Source organism: Clostridium sp. KNHs214, from assembly GCF_000744935.1.
Taxonomy (GTDB): Bacteria; Bacillota; Clostridia; order Clostridiales; family Clostridiaceae; genus Haloimpatiens.
In genome coordinates this window covers 177,633-195,647 of record NZ_JQMW01000009.1, presented here as the reverse complement: position 1 = coordinate 195,647, position 18,015 = coordinate 177,633, and the positions used below count along the sequence as shown (strand labels likewise).

Here is an 18,015-nt window from a genome sequence, read left to right as displayed (position 1 = left end):
ATAAGGTATAATGTGATGGAATTATGAAATTTCTCCTCCATTTCAACTTTCGTAGTTATAACATAAAAATATGCAATTTAAAATAAAGAATAAAGCTCTTACCTCTTACTAACATTATATTATATGAACATTGTATGGTGAAAAGCTTATTTTCACACTTTCCCCCTCATTGAAAATTTCTTTCACTTGAGGATTGTTATGTTGAATTTTAACCTCGTCTTCTCCAACTTTAACTACATAATCTTGATAGGATCCCATAAATGTTGATAACATAACCTTTCCTTCTAAAAATCCTTCTCTGCCTATTTCCACTGCTTCAGGTCTTAAAACCAATTTACAAGTACTGCCTGCTTTCTTATCTCCCTTATAAGGTATACTCATTTTTTTACCGTAAATTGATACTTCAGCTATACCATTCTCTACACTATCTATTGTACCACTTATAAAGTTTGCTGTACCAATAAAATCTGCAACAAATTCTGTTTTTGGTGTATAATAAATCTCTTTAGGAGTTCCAACCTGCTCAATTAGTCCCTTATTCATAATAATAATTCTATCAGACAAGCTCATAGCTTCTGACTGATCATGGGTGACATAAACTGCTGTAATTCCTACTTTTTGTTGTATTTTTCTAATTTCTGTTCTCATATATACTCTAAGCTTTGCATCAAGATTTGAAAGAGGTTCATCAAATAGCAATACCCCAGGCTCCATAACTAGAGCACGAGCTAGAGCAACTCTTTGCTGTTGTCCACCTGACAATTGATTTGGATATCTATTTTCCATTCCCTTTAATCCAACTAATTCTATAATATTATCCACTCTTGTTTTTATTTCATCCTTACTTATTTTCTTTAACTTTAAACCATAAGCAATATTATCATAAATATTGTAATGAGGAAAAAGAGCATAGCTTTGGAAAACCATAGCACTATCTCTTTTATCTGGTGGAAGGTCATTTATCCTATCTCCCCCTAAATATATCTCTCCCATTGTGGGAATTTCAAATCCTGCTATCATTCTCAATGTGGTAGTTTTACCACATCCAGATGGTCCAAGTAAAGTTACAAATTCTCCTGGTTTTATATCCACTGATATATTATCTACTGCCTTAAATTCATTATTATTAGCACCAATATATATTTTACTTAAATTTTTTATATTAACTCCTTTAGATCTTTTTTCCATAATATGCTCCTCCATTTCACTATCCATGCTTCTAAATTATTAGATTAATCTTCCTATAATTTTAAAATACTTAGGATAAATCTATAATTGAACTTCTCTCTGTCCGATCCCTCTCTATTTTAGTTACTATATTTTAAATTTGCTCTTTACTTACTCCCATTTTACTTAATGCAAAATACATTATAGAAACAGCAATATATACAATTATAATAAGTAAAGTAGAGTATGCCGCAGCCACACCAAATCTACCAGCGTCCACCTGTGAAAGTATATTTACAGTAAGTAGGCTATATCTTGCTGAAACAAGAAATATTACTGCACTTACTGCAGTCATACTTCTTACAAAGCTATAAACAAGTCCTGAGAAAAACGCCGGTTTTATAAGCGGCAATGTTACAGAACTAAACACTTTAGTTGTATCTGCTCCTAAATCTGAAGCTGCCTCCTCTATAGCAGGATCTATTTGTTGAAGAGCCGCTACTCCTGATCTTACTCCAACTGGCAAGCTTCTCATAACAAAAGCTATGATTATTATTGTTCCAGTTCCAGTTAATAATAATGGTCTAGTATTATAAGCCAAAACGTAACCTATACCTATAACAGTTCCAGGCACAGCCATAGCTAATAAAGATGAAAATTCAACAAAACCACGTCCATAGAATTTTTTTCTAACAATTAGGAATGCAACAACCATAGCAAGTATCCCTGTAATTGGCGTTGCAATAGCAGATAATATAGTAGTATCTATTAATGGTTTAATTCCAAGTTCAAAAACATATTTGAAATGCTTAAGAGTTAAAGTATAATCCATTCCCCATATGTTAAATAATCCTCCTAAAGGTATTAGTCCGTAGAATATTAATACAAAAATAGTCACAATTAAGCAAAATGCATCTATAGGATATACTATCTTCCTTTCATCAATTAAATCTCTTCCTCTTGATGCCTTTCCTGTAACTGTTATATAAGATTTTCTTTCTATCCAATATTTTTCAATAACAAAAAGTAATATGGTAAGCACTAACAAAATAACCGCTACAGTAGCTCCCCCTTGCATATCATAATTACCTATGGCTTGCAAATATATCTGTGTTGCCAATGTTGAAAAGTTTCCTCCAATAACCATTGGGTTTGAAAAATCCGCTACAGTTTCTATAAATGTTAGTAAAAATGCATTAGCAAGCCCTGGTGCCATAAGTGGCAATGTAACAGTAGTAAAAGTTTTCCATCTCGATGCACCCATATTTCGTGCTGCTTCTTCCAATGAAGGGTCAATATGTTTCAAAAGTCCTGTTAATAAAAGATATGCCACTGGAAAAAATGTCATGGTCTGCACAATAACTAAACCCTTTAGTCCATATATATTTGCATCTGAAATATGAAGTAATTTATGAGTTATAAATCCTCTTTGTCCAAAAAGCATAATTGCTGATAATGCAAGTACAAAAGGTGGTGAAATAATAGGAAGTATTGATACAATATTAAATAATTTTTTAAATCTTGTTTTTATATAGGAATCTGCATATGCAAATATAAATCCAATTAAAGTAGATAAGCCTCCAACAATAAACCCTAACATCAATGTATTTTTTAATGTATTTCTAAAGTCAATACTTTTAATAGTTTCAGAGTATGCATTTAACGTAAAACCATCTTTGCCAATAAAGCTCTCTTTTAGCACTGCAAATAAAGGATATAAAATAAATATTAATAATATTGCTATTACAAAAATTATTGTAACTAGAAGCATTGGATCTCTCCATATTTTTTTCATATCCGTTACATCACTTTTCATTTTATTTCTATACTTATTGAATGCCATTCAACATTCTCCTTTCCTGTATAAAGCATGTACACTTACCTTAAGCGAAATTAGTAAATATATTAAATACTTTTCATATGATTATCCCACAAAAAGCATTATATTACCTGAATTATGAAATTTCTCTGGAATGACTTGCATAAGAAGCAAAGGAACTGTTTAAATTTAATTTTAGAAATTCTTCTTTTAGACAGATAAAATTATCGTAACCCTTAAAAGGACGCCAGGCTAGCGAACCTGAGGCAGGACGCTGAATGTGAGCGTTAGATAATTTTATATGACTAAAAGATTAGAATTTCTTAAATTAAATTTATTGTTCCGAGCTCTTATGCAAGTCATGGAGGAGAAATTTCACTAATATTTTAATAAATAACTCGTTAGTATCATAAAATGCATCTACCAACGAGTTTTCTATTACTGTTCTAATTTTTTCCTGTTTTTAAATACTATTTATTTGTTAACTTATGCCATTCGTCTACTAATTTCTTTCTATTCTTTCCTGCAAACTCCATATCATAATCAATTAACTTAGTATCTTTTAATTGTTCAGCTTCTTTAGGTGGTTGAGCATTTTTATTTGTTAAGAACTGGAATGAACCATAGTTTTGTCCAACTTCTTGTACTTCTTTCTTTAAGCACCAATCTACAAACTTCTTAGCAGCTTCCATATCTGGAGCATTTTTTAATATAGATACAGCACCTACTTCATAACCAGTACCTTCTGAAGGAGCTGATAAAACTATATCAGAATATCCTTGCTTTTGATATTTAATTCCATCGTGTAAGAAACAAATACCAATCATAGCTTCTCCTGTTCCTGCCATTTGAGCTGGAGCAGATCCTGTTTTAGGATATTGTCTTACTTGTCCATCTAGCTTTTTAGCATATTCCATAGCTTTATCTTCGCCCATTAACTGAACTAAAGTTGCAATCATAGCGTATGCTGTACCTGATGAAGCTGGATTAGCTACAACTATTTGTCCCTTGTATTCAGGTTTTAATAAATCTTCCCATGATTTTGGTACTTGAGCATTTTTTTCTTTCAATAGTTTAGAATTACAAACAAATCCCAAATATCCATTATATATTCCTGTCCAATATCCATCTTTGTCCTTAAATTTATCTGGTATTTCTTTTGCTGTAGATGATTCATACTTTTCTAATAATCCTTGTTCCTTAGCAGCTACAAATGTATCTGCTGGACCACCATACCAAACTGAAGCTTTAGGATTTTGTTTTTCAGCATCTATTCTCTTTAATGCTTCTCCACCACTTAATCTTATAACAGTGGTTTTAACACCAGACTCTTTTTCAAATTCTTTTGCCACAGCATTTGCATGATCTTCCATAAGTCCCGCATATATTGTCAATGATAATTGTTTGTCTCCCTTTTTAGAAGCTTCACTTTTGCCACAACCAACAAGAGTGCTCCCAAGCATAGCCATGCCTAAAGTCAAAGCTAATAATCTTCTTTTAATCATATTAATCCTCCCAATCCATTTCTTTATGTATTCTTAACATCGTTTACAAATATTATTATAAATTATTTAATACTACATTAATAAATACTGAACAAAATAAAACACATATAGGTAAAATTTTTACACATATTGAATAAAACCATAAGAAAAGGGTAAGTGTAGCAATATAAATTATTGTTACACTTACCCCTTTTTTATTGTTTCAGCATCACTATAATAAATTACAATCAAAAATTTAAAATTTATAATTTAGGAAACTTCAAATTGACTCTTATATAGTTTAGCGTAAAATCCACCTTTTTCAAGGAGCTCATTGTGATTTCCCTGCTCCACAATATCTCCGTTGTTCATAACCAAAATTAAATCTGCATCTCTTATGGTTGATAGACGATGTGCTATTATAAAGCTGGTGCAGTCCTTTGCCAGTGCATCCATAGCCAATTTAATCTGCACTTCAGTACGGGTATCAATAGAGCTAGTGGCCTCATCTAAAATAAGAATTTTAGGCTTTGCAAGAATAGCTCTAGCAATAGTTATTAGCTGCTTTTGACCTTGAGATATATTAGATGCTTCCTCATTAAGTACCATATTGTATCCATCTGGCAAAGCATGAACAAAACTGTCTACACGAGCTGATTTGGCAGCTTCAACTACCTCTTCGTCTGTAGCATCAACTCTTCCGTATCTTATATTCTCCATAATGCTGCCATTATATAACCAAGTATCTTGTAAAACCATACCAAACACTGAACGTAAGTCCTTACGAGTAAAATCTCTTATGTCATGACCATCTACCAATATTTTCCCTTGATTTACGTCATAAAAACGCATTAAAAGTTTTACCATAGTAGTTTTACCTGCACCAGTAGGTCCTACTATAGCTATTTTTTGCCCTGGTTTTATATTTGCTGAAAAGTTATTAATTATAATTTTTTCAGGATTGTATCCAAAGTGTACGTTTCTAAATTCCACATAACCTTGAACTTTATCAAGCTTTATAGGATTCTTAGCTTCTGGCACTTCCTCTTCTTCATCTAAAAATTCAAATACACGCTCTGCAGAAGCTGCCGTTTGCTGAAGTATATTAGATATATTAGCAATTTGAGCAATAGGCTGTGTAAATTGACGCACATACTGTATAAACGCTTGAATATCTCCCACTTCTATAGTTCTCTTAACTGCAAGATATCCACCCAAAATACTAACTGCCACATAACCTAAATTACCTACAAAATTCATAAGCGGCATCATAATACTAGTTAAAAACTGAGATTTCCATGCTGCTCCATAAAGTTTATCATTTAACTTATTAAACTTATCAACACTATTCCTCTCGCCATTAAAAGCCTTCATTACTATATGTCCACCATACATTTCTTCTACATGCCCATTTACATTTCCTAAATAATCCTGTTGCTGTTTAAAGAATTTTTGAGAATTCTTAACAATAACCATTATTATAATCATAGACACTGGGATTATTCCAATGGCTACCAAACTCATTTGCCAACTTATAGTAAACATCATAATTAACACACCAATAACAGTGGTTACAGATGTTATAATTTGAGTTAAGCTTTGATTAAGAGTTTGACTTAAAGTATCTACATCATTGGTAACACGGGATAATACCTCTCCTTGATTTGTATTATCAAAGTATTTAAGAGGCATTTTATTAATTTTTTCGGAAATTTCTTTTCTAAAATTATAGCTAACCTTCATTGCAACATTAGTCATTATCCATCCCTGAATGTAACTAAGCACTGCACTTAACAAGTATAAGCCTATTAGTATAATTATTATTTTTTCTATATAGTCAAAATCTATATTGCCTATACCTGAAATTTTGGCCATAATACCTTCGAAAATTTTTGTAGTAACCTTTCCTAATACCTTAGGTCCAACTATAGAAAAAGCTGAGCTACCTATAGCAAATATTAACACTGTTACTATTGAAAATTTATAGGCACTTAAGTGTTTAATTAACTTCTTCATAGTTCCCTTAAAATCTCTTGCTTTTTCTCCACCCTGCATCATAGCACCTGGGCCATGACCCATACGCTTAGGTGGACGGCGATTATGAATTTCTTTTACTTTGCTTTTGTTGTCGCTCATGCCAATTCCTCCTTTGAAAGCTGTGATAAAGCAATTTCTTTGTAAGTTTCACAATTTTCCATAAGCTCCTTATGAGTGCCCATTCCTACTATTCTGCCTTCATCCAAAACTATTATCTTTTCAGCATTTTTAATTGTAGCTATACGCTGTGCTACTATCATTACTGTACTTTCACCAGTTTTTTCTTTTAAAGCCTTTCTTAATTCTAAATCTGTTTTAAAATCAAGAGCAGAAAAACTATCGTCAAATATAGAAATTTCAGGATTCTTTACAATAGCACGAGCTATGGATAATCTTTGTTTTTGACCTCCTGAAACATTGGTTCCTCCTTGAGAAATTTCCAGTGAAAGTCCCTGACCCTTTTCTTCTACAAATCCTTTAGCTTGAGCAATTTCTATGGCCCTATCCAATTCCTCTTTTGAAGCATTTTCATTAGCATATCTTAAGTTTGATTCAATATCTCCACTAAATAATGAACTTTTTTGTGGTACGTAACCAATTTTCTCTCTAAGTTCATATTGATTAACCTCTTTTACATTCACTCCATCTATAAGTACTTTGCCCTCTGTGGCATCATAAAAACGAAGTATTAAATTAATTAATGTGGTTTTACCAGAACCAGTAGCTCCTATAAAGGCTGTGGTTTCACCTGGCATAGCTTTAAAACTTATGTCTTTAAGCATATTTTCCTCTGCACCAGGATACTTAAAGGATACATTTTTAAATTCCACTACACCCCTTAATTCTTCATTAAAACTTTTACTTTTCTCTGGATCTAAAATAGTTGGCTCCACTTCTAAAACTTCAGAAATACGTTGTGCGGATACTGAAGCCCTTGGTATCATAATAAACATAAATGACATCATAAGGAATGCAAAAATTATCTGCATAGCATACTGCATGAATGCCATCATATCTCCCACCTGCATACTTGATTCTGCAATATGGTGAGCCCCTACCCAAACTATCAATAAGGTTATTCCATTCATTATAAGCATCATGCTTGGAAACATAACTGCCATTATACGGTTAACAAATAAATTAGTCCTAGTAAGATCTTTATTAGCTTTATCAAATCTTTTTTCTTCAAATTTTTGTGTATTAAAGGCTCTTATAACCATCATTCCTGAAAGATTTTCACGAGTAACCAGGTTAAGCCTATCCACAAGTTTTTGTACAATTTTAAATTTTGGTAAAGCTATTGAAAATACTATAAGCATTAAACCTAAAAGCACAATTACTGTAACTGCTATAATCCATGACATGGATGTGCTCTTGCTAATAGCTTTAATTATACCCCCTACCCCTACGATAGGTGCATAAAATATCATCCTAATCATTATTACAATAAGCATTTGAATTTGATTAATATCATTAGTAGTTCTTGTTATAAGCGATGCAGTAGAAAATTTATCTAACTCTGCATTAGAAAAACTTTCAACCTTTTTAAATACATCTTTGCGTAAATTTCTAGCTAATCCTGCTGCTATTCTTGATGCAAAGAATCCTACCATAACTATACATACTGCACTTAACAAGGATATTAAAAGCATCTTAATTCCTGTATTTCCAATATACCTACTTTGGATTTTGTCTGTATCTACTCCTAGTGTTTTGTACTCTGCTTTTACAGAATTTGCTGCAGCTTGAATTACCATATTATCCCCTAAAGCAGCAAACTTCTTATTCATATCATTATTTATTTTTAAACGCTGCTCCTCAGGTAAATTTTTAAATAACATAAATAAATCAGTGCTAGCAGGAACTTTTTTACCGCCTATGTCAATTAGTCCATTTTTTGCCTCTTTTTTCATCTTGTCAACACCAGAAACTGCTAGAAATGACTTTCCCATTATTAAATTTAATTCTTCTACTTTTAACTTATCATTATCTTTTAAAACATATATATCCTCTTTTTTAAGAATTGGATACTCCTCTACATACTTTTCATAATCAGAATCTTTCTTATCTATTAGGGTATATTGATTTAATACCTTTTTCTTATCTTTTTCGCTCATAAATATAGTAAGCTTTTCCATTTCATCTTTTCTTATAGCTTTTGGCACAGCATCTTCAATACCACCCTGCTGAATACCCTTATTAACTATATTAGACATGTAGTCTGGCAATGCTAAGTCCGTCATAGCTTGAACAAAAAGAAGAACTATAGCAATAAGTATTGATGATACAAATGGTTTTAAATATTTAGCTAATTTGTACATTGCAACTCTTACCCCTTTCTTAAGGTTATATTTGAAAATCTAGAAAGTTTCCCTATCTACTACTTCCTTTAATATGGACAAACCTTCAAGTATTTTATCTGCTTCCTCGTCTGATGTTTTACTTACCATTGTCTCAATTTTCCTTTGTATTTGACAAAAACGGTCTTTTGAATTTTTTCTAAATTTAGGATTTACATCTACATAAACAACTCTTCTATCTTCTTCGCTTCTAATTCTTTCTACAAAACCTTGTTTTTCTAATCTGTCTACTATACCTGATATAGTACTATTAGAAAGTCCTATACGCCTACTTAAATCACTTATTTTCATTTTTCCTTCGTGTGACAACATGCCTATAATCATACCCTGTGGCGCCGTTAACTTCATATCTTTAAATTCTTTTCTCACACTTTGCTTTATAGAATCCATAACCTGCTTCAGCATCCTAACTATCTCAATTGATTTATTTGCATCATTCATAAAATAGTATCCTCCTTTCTATATAATTAAAAGTATTATAAATGCCTAATGCTAATAATTTCTTATGCATATTTTTAATAATAAATAATTTAACTTTTGCAGTTATAAAATAAAACTGTAAAATTTAAAATGAAGAATAAAGCTCTTACCTTTTACTTCTTACTTAATTCTTACCTACTCTATAAATTTCTATTTTACATTCTAAATTTTAAATTAAAAACGTATATTTATATTTTGTATTAAAATTATTCGCATTAATATATTTCGCATACGAAATATATTAATCTTTTTAATAACACTAGTCAAGTTTTTTATCAATATGTTAACAATTTTTTTTCAATTACAAATTATAAAAAATAAGAAATCTAAAGTTAAAATCCAATATTTGGTATATATTATTTGCTAAATAACACTGAATAAATACTTCTAGAATATACTTACAGAATATTGTAATAAAAATTACCCTTCAATATATAATTATTTTGTAATTAATTTTGCCTATATTTCATAAGTTTTACTAAAACATTATCAAAAATCAATCATAGATTTTGTATATATTTCATAAGTTTATATTGACACAATAACAAATATAAAATATAATACTTTCAGATACCCATATGGGGTATATTGAAAACGGAGGTGCCTATGATGAAAAGTTTATCTTTAATTTGGAAAAAATATTCTTATGTAATTCTAATAACCTTTATGATACTTGGGTTATTTGATTTTAGAATAGGATTAATTGCAATACTCTGCATGGTTGGACCTATAATACTATCTTTATTTAAGGGAAGGTTCTGGTGTGGAAACATTTGTCCTAGAGGCAGCTTTTACGATAATGTAGTGTCTAAATTTAGTAATAAAAAGAAAGTACCTAAATTTCTTAAATCAACATTTTTTAGATTAATTGTTACTGTTATCATGCTCACCATGTTCACCTTAGGAATGATAAAAAATTGGGGCAACTTATATGAAATGGGATTTATATTTTATAGACTTATAGCCGTTACTACTTTAATTGGTATTATTTTATCCTTATTTTACAACCATAGAACCTGGTGTAATTTTTGTCCTATGGGCAGTATAGCTTCATTAATATCATTTTTTAAAAATGAGAAAAATATTTCTTCTTTACTTAAAGTAAATAACTCTTGCATATCCTGCAAAATATGTGAACGCAATTGCCCTATGGGCATAGCACCTTATGAATTTAAAAATGACGCTATTACTCACAGGGACTGCATTCAATGCAGTAAATGTGTTTATTCCTGTCCTAAAAAATCTATCGGCAAAACCTTTTAGTAAAATTCATTGCTAAACGCATGTAAATAAAAAGGGGGTGTCGCACTAATTTTTTAGTGCGACACCCCCTTTTTATTTACATGTCTATTAATTTTTTCGTAATCTCTAAAGTTCTAGAAAACTTATCTATATTTGAGTTAATAAATTCTAATATTTCTTTTCTAGAAGGCTCCTTATATCTATGAGAAATTCTATTTCTCATAAGTCTTGCTTCATCTAAAAATAAATGCAACTCTTCATCAATAATATTGTTTTCCTTTATAATTTCAAGTGATTGCTTCATATCAATCGCAATTTTAAATTTCTTTAATTCCTTTAATATCAAAGACGTTAAACTTTCAACAGTTATGAAAAAATCAACAAATATTTGTTTTAAACCATATTCTATATACAAAGATTTATTTGCATCCTTTTCATTTTTTAGGGAATTCATACATCCCTCTAAAAGAGATATAGTATCGGTCATATCTTCAATTATTTTATATAACCTATCCTCATTCATGATATTAAATCTCTCCTTCTGCAATGAAAATAATGTTCATTTTGCTTATAATACCAATGAACTCTTTCAATTAGCTCTTCTATAGACTTATTATAATCTGAAGAATAAATAACCTTACCGGTGTTTAGTATATTGATTTTTATAAATATATCCAATGTATCACTATTTAAATCAATCACATCTATACTTCGTTCTAAAAAGTTTTCTAAATACAACTCTAAGTCTAAAATTTCCTTTATTTTAATACTGTCTTTACCTAATATGGCTATATCTACATCGGAACACTCATGAAAATCATCTGTTAAAACACTCCCAAAAACTAACACGGTGTTAATATTCATTTTACTTATATGTTGTTTAAACTCAATGCTATTTAATTTATCTAATATCTTTTGCTTAATAATTCTCATTTTTATTCCCCCTCGGAAACTCAACGCCACTTAAACTAAAGTACCTTTATTATATTATACCCAAAAGATATACTATATTAAACCATATTATTCAATTATGTCTCTTACTTCCTCTAAAATCTTAAAATTAGTAAAATCAAAATGTAGTGGAGTTACAGTTACATACCCCTCAGAAAGGAAATATAAATCAGAATCCTTCTCCTGAATTTCATTTCTCGTTCCATTCTTTTTATATATTTTATCTTCACTATCTTCTATTAATGTATATTTTGCTTTATAAGTAGATTTTCCTATTCTACAAACCTTGACACCTTTTATATATTGTTCCTTTATATTAGGAATATTTATATTAAGAACTACGTCTCCTCTTAAATACTCTTTTTCCACCATTTCAAGTATCTTACTTGTCCATTTTACTGCCTTATTGTAGTCCTCATCATCTTTTTCCCAATCTACTCCCATAGAAACTGCAATGGATGGAACATTATAAATAGCTCCTTCTATGGCCGCAGATACTGTACCTGAATATAATACATCTGTACCAGCATTAAGTCCTCTATTAATTCCTGAAATCACCAAATCTATATCTTTCCCAATTAAAGACAAGCCTGCTTGAGTACAGTCCGCTGGAGTCCCAGCTACACTATAAGCCTTACAGGTTAACCCTTCAAGTTTTTCTTCCTTTATTTTTATAGGTTTATTTATAGATATAGAGTGGCTAGTAGCACTCTGCTGTTCTCTTGGGGCAACTATTAAAACTTCATGATTTTCAGAAACTTTCTCTGCTAAAGCTCTTATTCCTCTAGCATCTATTCCATCATCGTTAGTAATTAATATATTCATTTAGTTACTCCTTTCTAGGTATATGTTAACTGTATCCTAAATTTCTTCTATAATAAATCGTAAATTTTGTTAATGATTCCACAAATTAATTTACTTTATGATTATCCCACAAAAAATATTAAATTACTTGAATTATGAAATTTCATAATTCCACCACACTGTATCTTTTCGTGGTTTAATCATTTTATTATCTATTCAAAATACCTTCCTTGTTTCATAAGATTTATTCTATTTATTATCTTATCTACCAATAAACTAAATATTTTTTCACCTTTATCTTTAGAAGCTAAAGTTGCATCTCCCGTAATGGCATCTTGAAAAATAGTTTTTCCTCTATCTTTAAATCTCACAGGATATAATTGTTTATTAGGATTCTTTGTGGCTTTATCCATTTGAACTAAACTTTCATCGTAATACAAAATAGCTGAAGTTTCATCTTCTCCCCCATGACCTTGCCCCTCAGTTATAGTAAGTACATCTTTAGAAAAATCCATCCACCAATTTATAGTCATAACCACAGCACCTAAATCCACTAGCTTTTCTGCTGCTAAGCTAAGAGATGTTATATTTCCTCCATGTCCATTAAAAAAAACTATATTTTTAAGACCATTATTATAAAAGCTTTTGCACACATGGAAAAGGTACTCTGCCATTACCTCAGAAGGTACTGTAACTGTACCAGGATATATAGCTAGGTCATAACTTTGACCATATGGAATCTCTGGTGCAATCCAAATCCTATCTCCAATTTTTTTATTTATATTTTCACAAAACAGCCTAGGTGAAAATATGTCTGTGCCCAGTGGAAGATGATGTCCATGAGCTTCTACTGAACCTATAGGTATTATTACAGTATCTACCCTGTTAGAAATATCATTAAAATCATCAGAAGTATAGTCTACAATATACATACAATCCCCCCATAATACATTATTTCGTTGTACACTAACATATAACTTATATTATATACTTTATGGTACTGTTTTTAAATATTTCTTCTATTTCCTTTGTAAAGAATTCCTTCATATATTGAAGTTGTTCTTTTTCGTACACAAATTTACCATAACCAAATTGACCATATTTATATTTTCTCTCCTTATCATTCATAGGTAAATTAGTATTAGGAAATACCTGTAATATTATATCTTTTGCTCTTGAGGTATACCTGTGAGATATTACTTCAAAAGTTAATTGATATTTTAAATTTGTTGGCAAATTATCTTTTAATTCTATTAATAAACTCCTGTAATCTTCCTTCCATCCTTCATAAATAAATACAGGTGCTATTATAAATCCTATGGGATACTCTGCCTTAGCTAACTTGACACTGGCTTCTATCCTTTTATTAATAGAGGCTGTTTTACTTTCATATTCTCTTATAACCTTATCTGTATTTAAAGTAAATCTTACTTCTGTTTTCCCCTTGTGATTCAAATTTATAAGGCTATCCACATCATTATATTTTGTGACAAATCTAAACCTGCCATTTTCATTATTTGCAAAAAATTCTATAGTCCTTCTTAGCAAATGAGAATATGGCTCCACGGGCACAGGATCAGAGGTGGCAGAACCTTCAAATATAGTTACCTCTGGCAATCTTTCATTTATATAACTTTGTGCCTTAGAAAGTATTTCCTCAACATTTACATTAATTTTTACGTAAGGTTTATCACCTAAATTAGTGTTTAAATAACAATATTGACACTGCCCTGTACAACCAGACACTAATGGCAGTTGATAATGTGCTGAAGGCTTACAGGATTGAAACTTTAATCCCTTCTTTACCCCCACCACTAAAGTTTTTTTACCCTCTCTATAGAAATTATATAAATTCTCCCCTGGAATATTTTCTTTAATTCTATTTGATGTAATATTTATAATTTGTACATCATTATTTTCTTTAAAAAAATTTAGTACATATCTGCCTATTTCATAATCTAGACTTCCCTTTTCAAATATTATTCTCTTAGGAATAAACATATTCTAAGATCCTCCATTCATTTGTTTACCATTAATTTTTGCATGGAGATTAAATAATATACAAAATTATTCTTTCTTTTTACTCTCTTTTAAAAATTGATTTGTTTTCCCCATAATGTAAGCTAACTTAATCATAGATTTTTCTTCTGGGCTCATTTTCCTTTGAAACATTTTTTCAAATTGCTTTATTAAGCCTTCAAAATCAACTTCCTTATTTTCATCATATCTGTTTTTTCTACCTCTTTTAGGTGGATTATATATTTGGGGTTGAATTTTTTCATTATAAATTTTCTTAAAAACCTCTACCGTATAACATGCATCATAAAAAGCATCATGAAATTCATTATTCACTGTAATGTTTAATAGTTCCACTGCGTTTTTAAGTCCAATATTTTTGCCTTTGTGCAAATTAAAATATTTAGAAGCATAATACTGAATATTAATATATTCCCTCGGCACTATTGATGAATCTAACTTATGATATTCAATATTTCTCAGTAGTTCTTTAATATCAGAAGTTCCCCAAACACCTAATACATTTCTATCATCGGTAAAAAATTTCATGAATTTTTTCCATATATTTTTGAAATCCTCCGCTTCATTCAATTGTTTCATGCTTATATTAGTTATCTTTCTTACATAAGGATTTATTTGTCTATATGTTTTAGGCTTTACTAATCTATTGAAACTTGAAACCATATTAAGATTTTCATCAAGTTTAACTGCTCCAATTTGAATTATTTCAAAAGGATTTTTTGAATTTATAATTACTTTATTCTCTTGCTTATCCCAACCTTGATTAAATTCTAAATCAAATATGATGTAATTCATTTTATTCGTATTCTCCCTCAAAATCATTTCATACTTTTAGTATTAATTTTTTATTTTTGCTTAAAATACATATTAATATACTTCCAATTAAATTAATAGTTTATCTTATTATACCATAATAGGATTTTATACATCCTAGCTAGAATGTTTTAAGTACATGAAAAGAAATAACAATTCAAAGATGCTAGTATATTTTGTGTCATACAAGGAATCAGATCCCTGCGCTAGTAAGGCTATCGGCGGGTTCTGTTGACACAGTATGACGTAAAATAGACTACCATACTGACTTATTATTTATTTGAATGTGCCTTAGCTCATATATTATTTACTGATGATATTATGGAATCTTTTAGTTGATATATTACTCACTAGGTGGTATTATATTAATATACTTACATGTAGTTTTCAAAACCGTGTATTAAATTGATTTATTAGGAGGCATTATTTTGGAAAAAATAGCTTTAATTTCAGATAGCACATGTGATTTAAATAATGAATTTATAAAAAAATATGATGTAAAAATACTTAACCTGAAAATAATTTACAAGGATAAAGAATATATTGATAAAGTTGATATAACTCCTCAGCAAGTATATGACAACTTAAAGGTTGAAGTTCCTCATACATCCTTGCCCTCTGTAGCAGACATGCATGAACTTTTTTATAAGCTTGAAGATGAAGGATATACTCACGCTATTGCAATTCCTATCGGTTCTGGATTATCTGGCACATATAACACATTAAAACTTGCAGCCAGTGAACATACTAATCTTAATATAACAGTTTTTGATTCAAAATCTTTAACCCTTGGAGCTGGTGCACTGATTATAGGTTGTGGTGAAATGATAAAAAATGGAAAAAGTTATGATGAAATTGTATCATCACTTCCTCATATGAGAGATAACATTAGTGTTTATTATATAGTTGATACTTTAGAATACTTAATAAAGGGTGGACGAATTGGAAAAGTATCTGGAACTTTAGGACAATTATTAAATATTAAGCCAATAATATCTATAAATGATGATGGAATCTATTATACCTATTGTAAAGTAAGGGGCAAAAAACAGGCAAGAAGTAAACTTATGGATATAGTTAAGGAAAATTTAAATAATACAAAGGCAAAAGTTTGGGTAATGCACGGTGGTGCTTACGAAGAAGGTAGAGACTTCTACGATTCACTAAAAGATAACCCTGATATAACTTATCTAGGTTTTGGAGATATAAGCCCAGTTGCTGGCGTTCATACTGGTCCTGGTCTTATAGGTGTAGTCATAGAAAAAGAGCCTTTAGTTTAAAAGGCTCTCTTATTTTTTTCTAACTAAAAATGCATTAGGCAAAAGTCTTCCAATCTTTGATGGTGAAGAACATTTTGTTAAAATTTTTCCGTCATAAGCCATAATAGACGATGATCCACCATCACAGGCTGCTGCTGTAACAGCTCCATAGGATTGCATAACCTGTGCACAATCCTCCATTGTTGCACCTAAACTATAGCTTGGCTGCCTACCATCAATAACTAAAAACAGTACAGCGCCATCCTTTCTTTGTCCTATAATGGTTCTTGGTTGAAGTCCCCATCCTGCTGAACCACTAATTATTTTTTTATTATTTGAGATTAACACAGGTGAAAATTGAGCTCCATCCCTTATATTATATTTATCCCAATTTCGTATTCCGCCAACAATAAGCCTATCATTTTTGTCAAAGGCTATTGTTCCATATCCACTTGTATATTCTCCCCATTTTTCTCCATTTGCATATGTAACTCCTATAATACTGCCACCATTACCTATACCTCCAGCATCATTAAATCCACTAGCATTAATACCTAATACAGCATCATATATATTAATAAAATCTAAAATCACTCTTCCTGAAATACCTTTTCTATCTGTAGTGCCCACAAATACCCTCTTTGGATCATCAATCAATGCAATTTTCCCTTTAAATTTCCCACCATTAACTTTAGATATTAGAATCCCTTGCTCAATATCATTTATAACTACGTCATTTCCTGCATAATCTTTGTCTCCAACTTTTAAATTTCTCTGATTTAAAATATCTACTGCTTGTCCATTATTTGTGCCTTTATTTTCACTATCATTTGCACCTTTATCTATATTTGTAACTGATACTAAATTAGAATTATTCACTTTTTTGCTCATAACCCTATTTATTAGCCAATCTGGAAAAAATAATGTAGCCAACCATTGATGAGTTGCTGTTGTCATTGCAGTTTCTATGTATATATCTCTAAGTTCTGAAATTACAGGTATATCTAAAAATACCAAGCTTGAATACATACCTGTAAGTAATATAAATATTGCTAATAGTAGCTTAAATCTTTTTCTTTTTTTATTCTTTCTTTTCACCTTTCTGGATTTTCTTCTTTCTTTTCTTGAAACCATTAATTTATCTCTATCTACTGAACTCTCTGTCATTAAATCACTCACCATTGCTCCCCCATTTATTAATAATTTATTTTATTATAGCATAGTAATATTTCTAAAAAAACAAAAAATTCTATACTACAATAACTAAAATAGACTATATCATTGAATAAAATTACATATTCAACGATATAGTCTACTAATTTGCAAATGTTTAAAATTGAATTTAATTGTTTAATTCATTTCTCTTTCTAAAGATTTAGAAGGTCTATATTGCTTTGGTAAATAAGTAATTAAAAGATAAATTAAAATATAAGATCCTATTTTATCTAATAAATTATTTATAATCTTAGGAATAAATGAAAGTCCAACTTGTAGTATTATAGGTAAGCGCGGCATTTTCATGGAAGAGATTTTTAATATATTAAATTAATGAAGGTATTCCA

At 30.2% G+C, this 18,015-nt stretch carries 16 protein-coding genes; 2 read left to right on the top strand and 14 right to left on the bottom strand.

Features of this window, described 5'->3' with window-relative positions; translation table 11 throughout:
- Positions 1 to 114: 114 nt before the first annotated feature.
- The 6 genes from CC89_RS03520 to CC89_RS03495 all read right to left on the bottom strand — a co-directional run bounded on the left by CC89_RS03520 (position 115) and on the right by CC89_RS03495 (position 9,308).
- Positions 115 to 1,188: an ABC transporter ATP-binding protein gene (locus CC89_RS03520; protein WP_035289104.1), complete on the bottom strand. Its 1,074-nt coding sequence runs from the start codon at positions 1,186 to 1,188 to the stop codon at positions 115 to 117.
- Positions 1,189 to 1,321: 133 nt separating this feature from the next.
- Positions 1,322 to 3,010 (bottom strand): ABC transporter permease, encoded by a 1,689-nt coding sequence (locus tag CC89_RS03515; RefSeq protein WP_035289102.1) that lies wholly within the window; start codon positions 3,008 to 3,010, stop codon positions 1,322 to 1,324.
- Between the two features lie 446 nt (positions 3,011 to 3,456).
- A complete protein-coding gene (locus CC89_RS03510) occupies positions 3,457 to 4,491 on the bottom strand; it encodes an ABC transporter substrate-binding protein (RefSeq protein WP_035289099.1) in 1,035 nt (344 codons plus the stop codon).
- A gap of 249 nt (positions 4,492 to 4,740) precedes the next feature.
- A complete protein-coding gene (locus tag CC89_RS03505; RefSeq protein ID WP_286161323.1) occupies positions 4,741 to 6,549 on the bottom strand; it encodes an ABC transporter ATP-binding protein in 1,809 nt (602 codons plus the stop codon).
- A 53-nt stretch (positions 6,550 to 6,602) separates the two neighbouring features.
- Positions 6,603 to 8,828 carry an ABC transporter transmembrane domain-containing protein gene (locus tag CC89_RS03500; RefSeq protein WP_035289094.1) on the bottom strand — a complete coding sequence of 742 codons (2,226 nt, stop codon included), beginning with the start codon at positions 8,826 to 8,828 and terminating at the stop codon, positions 6,603 to 6,605.
- A gap of 39 nt (positions 8,829 to 8,867) precedes the next feature.
- Positions 8,868 to 9,308 carry a MarR family winged helix-turn-helix transcriptional regulator gene (locus tag CC89_RS03495; RefSeq protein ID WP_035289093.1) on the bottom strand — a complete coding sequence of 147 codons (441 nt, stop codon included), beginning with the start codon at positions 9,306 to 9,308 and terminating at the stop codon, positions 8,868 to 8,870.
- 648 nt (positions 9,309 to 9,956) lie between these two features.
- Between CC89_RS03495 and CC89_RS03490 the strand changes: the two genes are divergently transcribed.
- A complete protein-coding gene (locus tag CC89_RS03490) occupies positions 9,957 to 10,610 on the top strand; it encodes a 4Fe-4S binding protein (RefSeq protein ID WP_035289091.1) in 654 nt (217 codons plus the stop codon).
- A gap of 76 nt (positions 10,611 to 10,686) precedes the next feature.
- Here the strand turns inward: CC89_RS03490 and CC89_RS03485 are convergent, their stop codons facing one another.
- From CC89_RS03485 to CC89_RS03460, 6 genes are all read right to left on the bottom strand, one after another.
- Positions 10,687 to 11,112, bottom strand: a complete 426-nt coding sequence (locus CC89_RS03485) for a HepT-like ribonuclease domain-containing protein (protein WP_035289087.1) — start codon at positions 11,110 to 11,112, stop codon at positions 10,687 to 10,689.
- On the bottom strand, positions 11,109 to 11,522 hold the full coding sequence (mntA, locus tag CC89_RS03480; protein WP_035289085.1) for a type VII toxin-antitoxin system MntA family adenylyltransferase antitoxin: 414 nt from the start codon (positions 11,520 to 11,522) through the stop codon (positions 11,109 to 11,111). The genes CC89_RS03485 and mntA overlap by 4 nt, the downstream gene beginning before the upstream one ends.
- 87 nt (positions 11,523 to 11,609) lie before the next feature.
- The gene (gene surE, locus CC89_RS03475; protein ID WP_035289082.1) at positions 11,610 to 12,365 is read right to left on the bottom strand and encodes a 5'/3'-nucleotidase SurE; all 756 of its coding nucleotides are present in this window, start codon (positions 12,363 to 12,365) and stop codon (positions 11,610 to 11,612) included.
- Positions 12,366 to 12,556: 191 nt separating this feature from the next.
- Positions 12,557 to 13,276 carry a creatininase family protein gene (locus tag CC89_RS03470; protein ID WP_035289079.1) on the bottom strand — a complete coding sequence of 240 codons (720 nt, stop codon included), beginning with the start codon at positions 13,274 to 13,276 and terminating at the stop codon, positions 12,557 to 12,559.
- Positions 13,277 to 13,322: 46 nt separating this feature from the next.
- Positions 13,323 to 14,345: a spore photoproduct lyase gene (gene splB, locus CC89_RS03465; protein ID WP_035289077.1), complete on the bottom strand. Its 1,023-nt coding sequence runs from the start codon at positions 14,343 to 14,345 to the stop codon at positions 13,323 to 13,325.
- 66 nt (positions 14,346 to 14,411) lie between these two features.
- Positions 14,412 to 15,176, bottom strand: a complete 765-nt coding sequence (locus CC89_RS03460) for a 3'-5' exonuclease (RefSeq protein ID WP_035289074.1) — start codon at positions 15,174 to 15,176, stop codon at positions 14,412 to 14,414.
- Positions 15,177 to 15,622: 446 nt separating this feature from the next.
- Here CC89_RS03460 and CC89_RS03455 point away from each other — a divergent pair, with 446 nt between their 5' ends.
- Entirely contained in the window at positions 15,623 to 16,474 is an 852-nt protein-coding gene (locus CC89_RS03455) for a DegV family protein (RefSeq protein ID WP_035289072.1), read from the top strand.
- A 9-nt stretch (positions 16,475 to 16,483) separates the two neighbouring features.
- Here CC89_RS03455 and CC89_RS19400 read toward each other — a convergent pair whose 3' ends face one another.
- Together CC89_RS19400 and CC89_RS20350 are read right to left on the bottom strand one after the other, a co-directional pair.
- On the bottom strand, positions 16,484 to 17,632 hold the full coding sequence (locus CC89_RS19400; RefSeq protein WP_051931450.1) for a phosphodiester glycosidase family protein: 1,149 nt from the start codon (positions 17,630 to 17,632) through the stop codon (positions 16,484 to 16,486).
- A gap of 171 nt (positions 17,633 to 17,803) precedes the next feature.
- Entirely contained in the window at positions 17,804 to 17,974 is a 171-nt protein-coding gene (locus CC89_RS20350) for a hypothetical protein (RefSeq protein WP_185750666.1), read from the bottom strand.
- Positions 17,975 to 18,015: the final 41 nt, after the last annotated feature.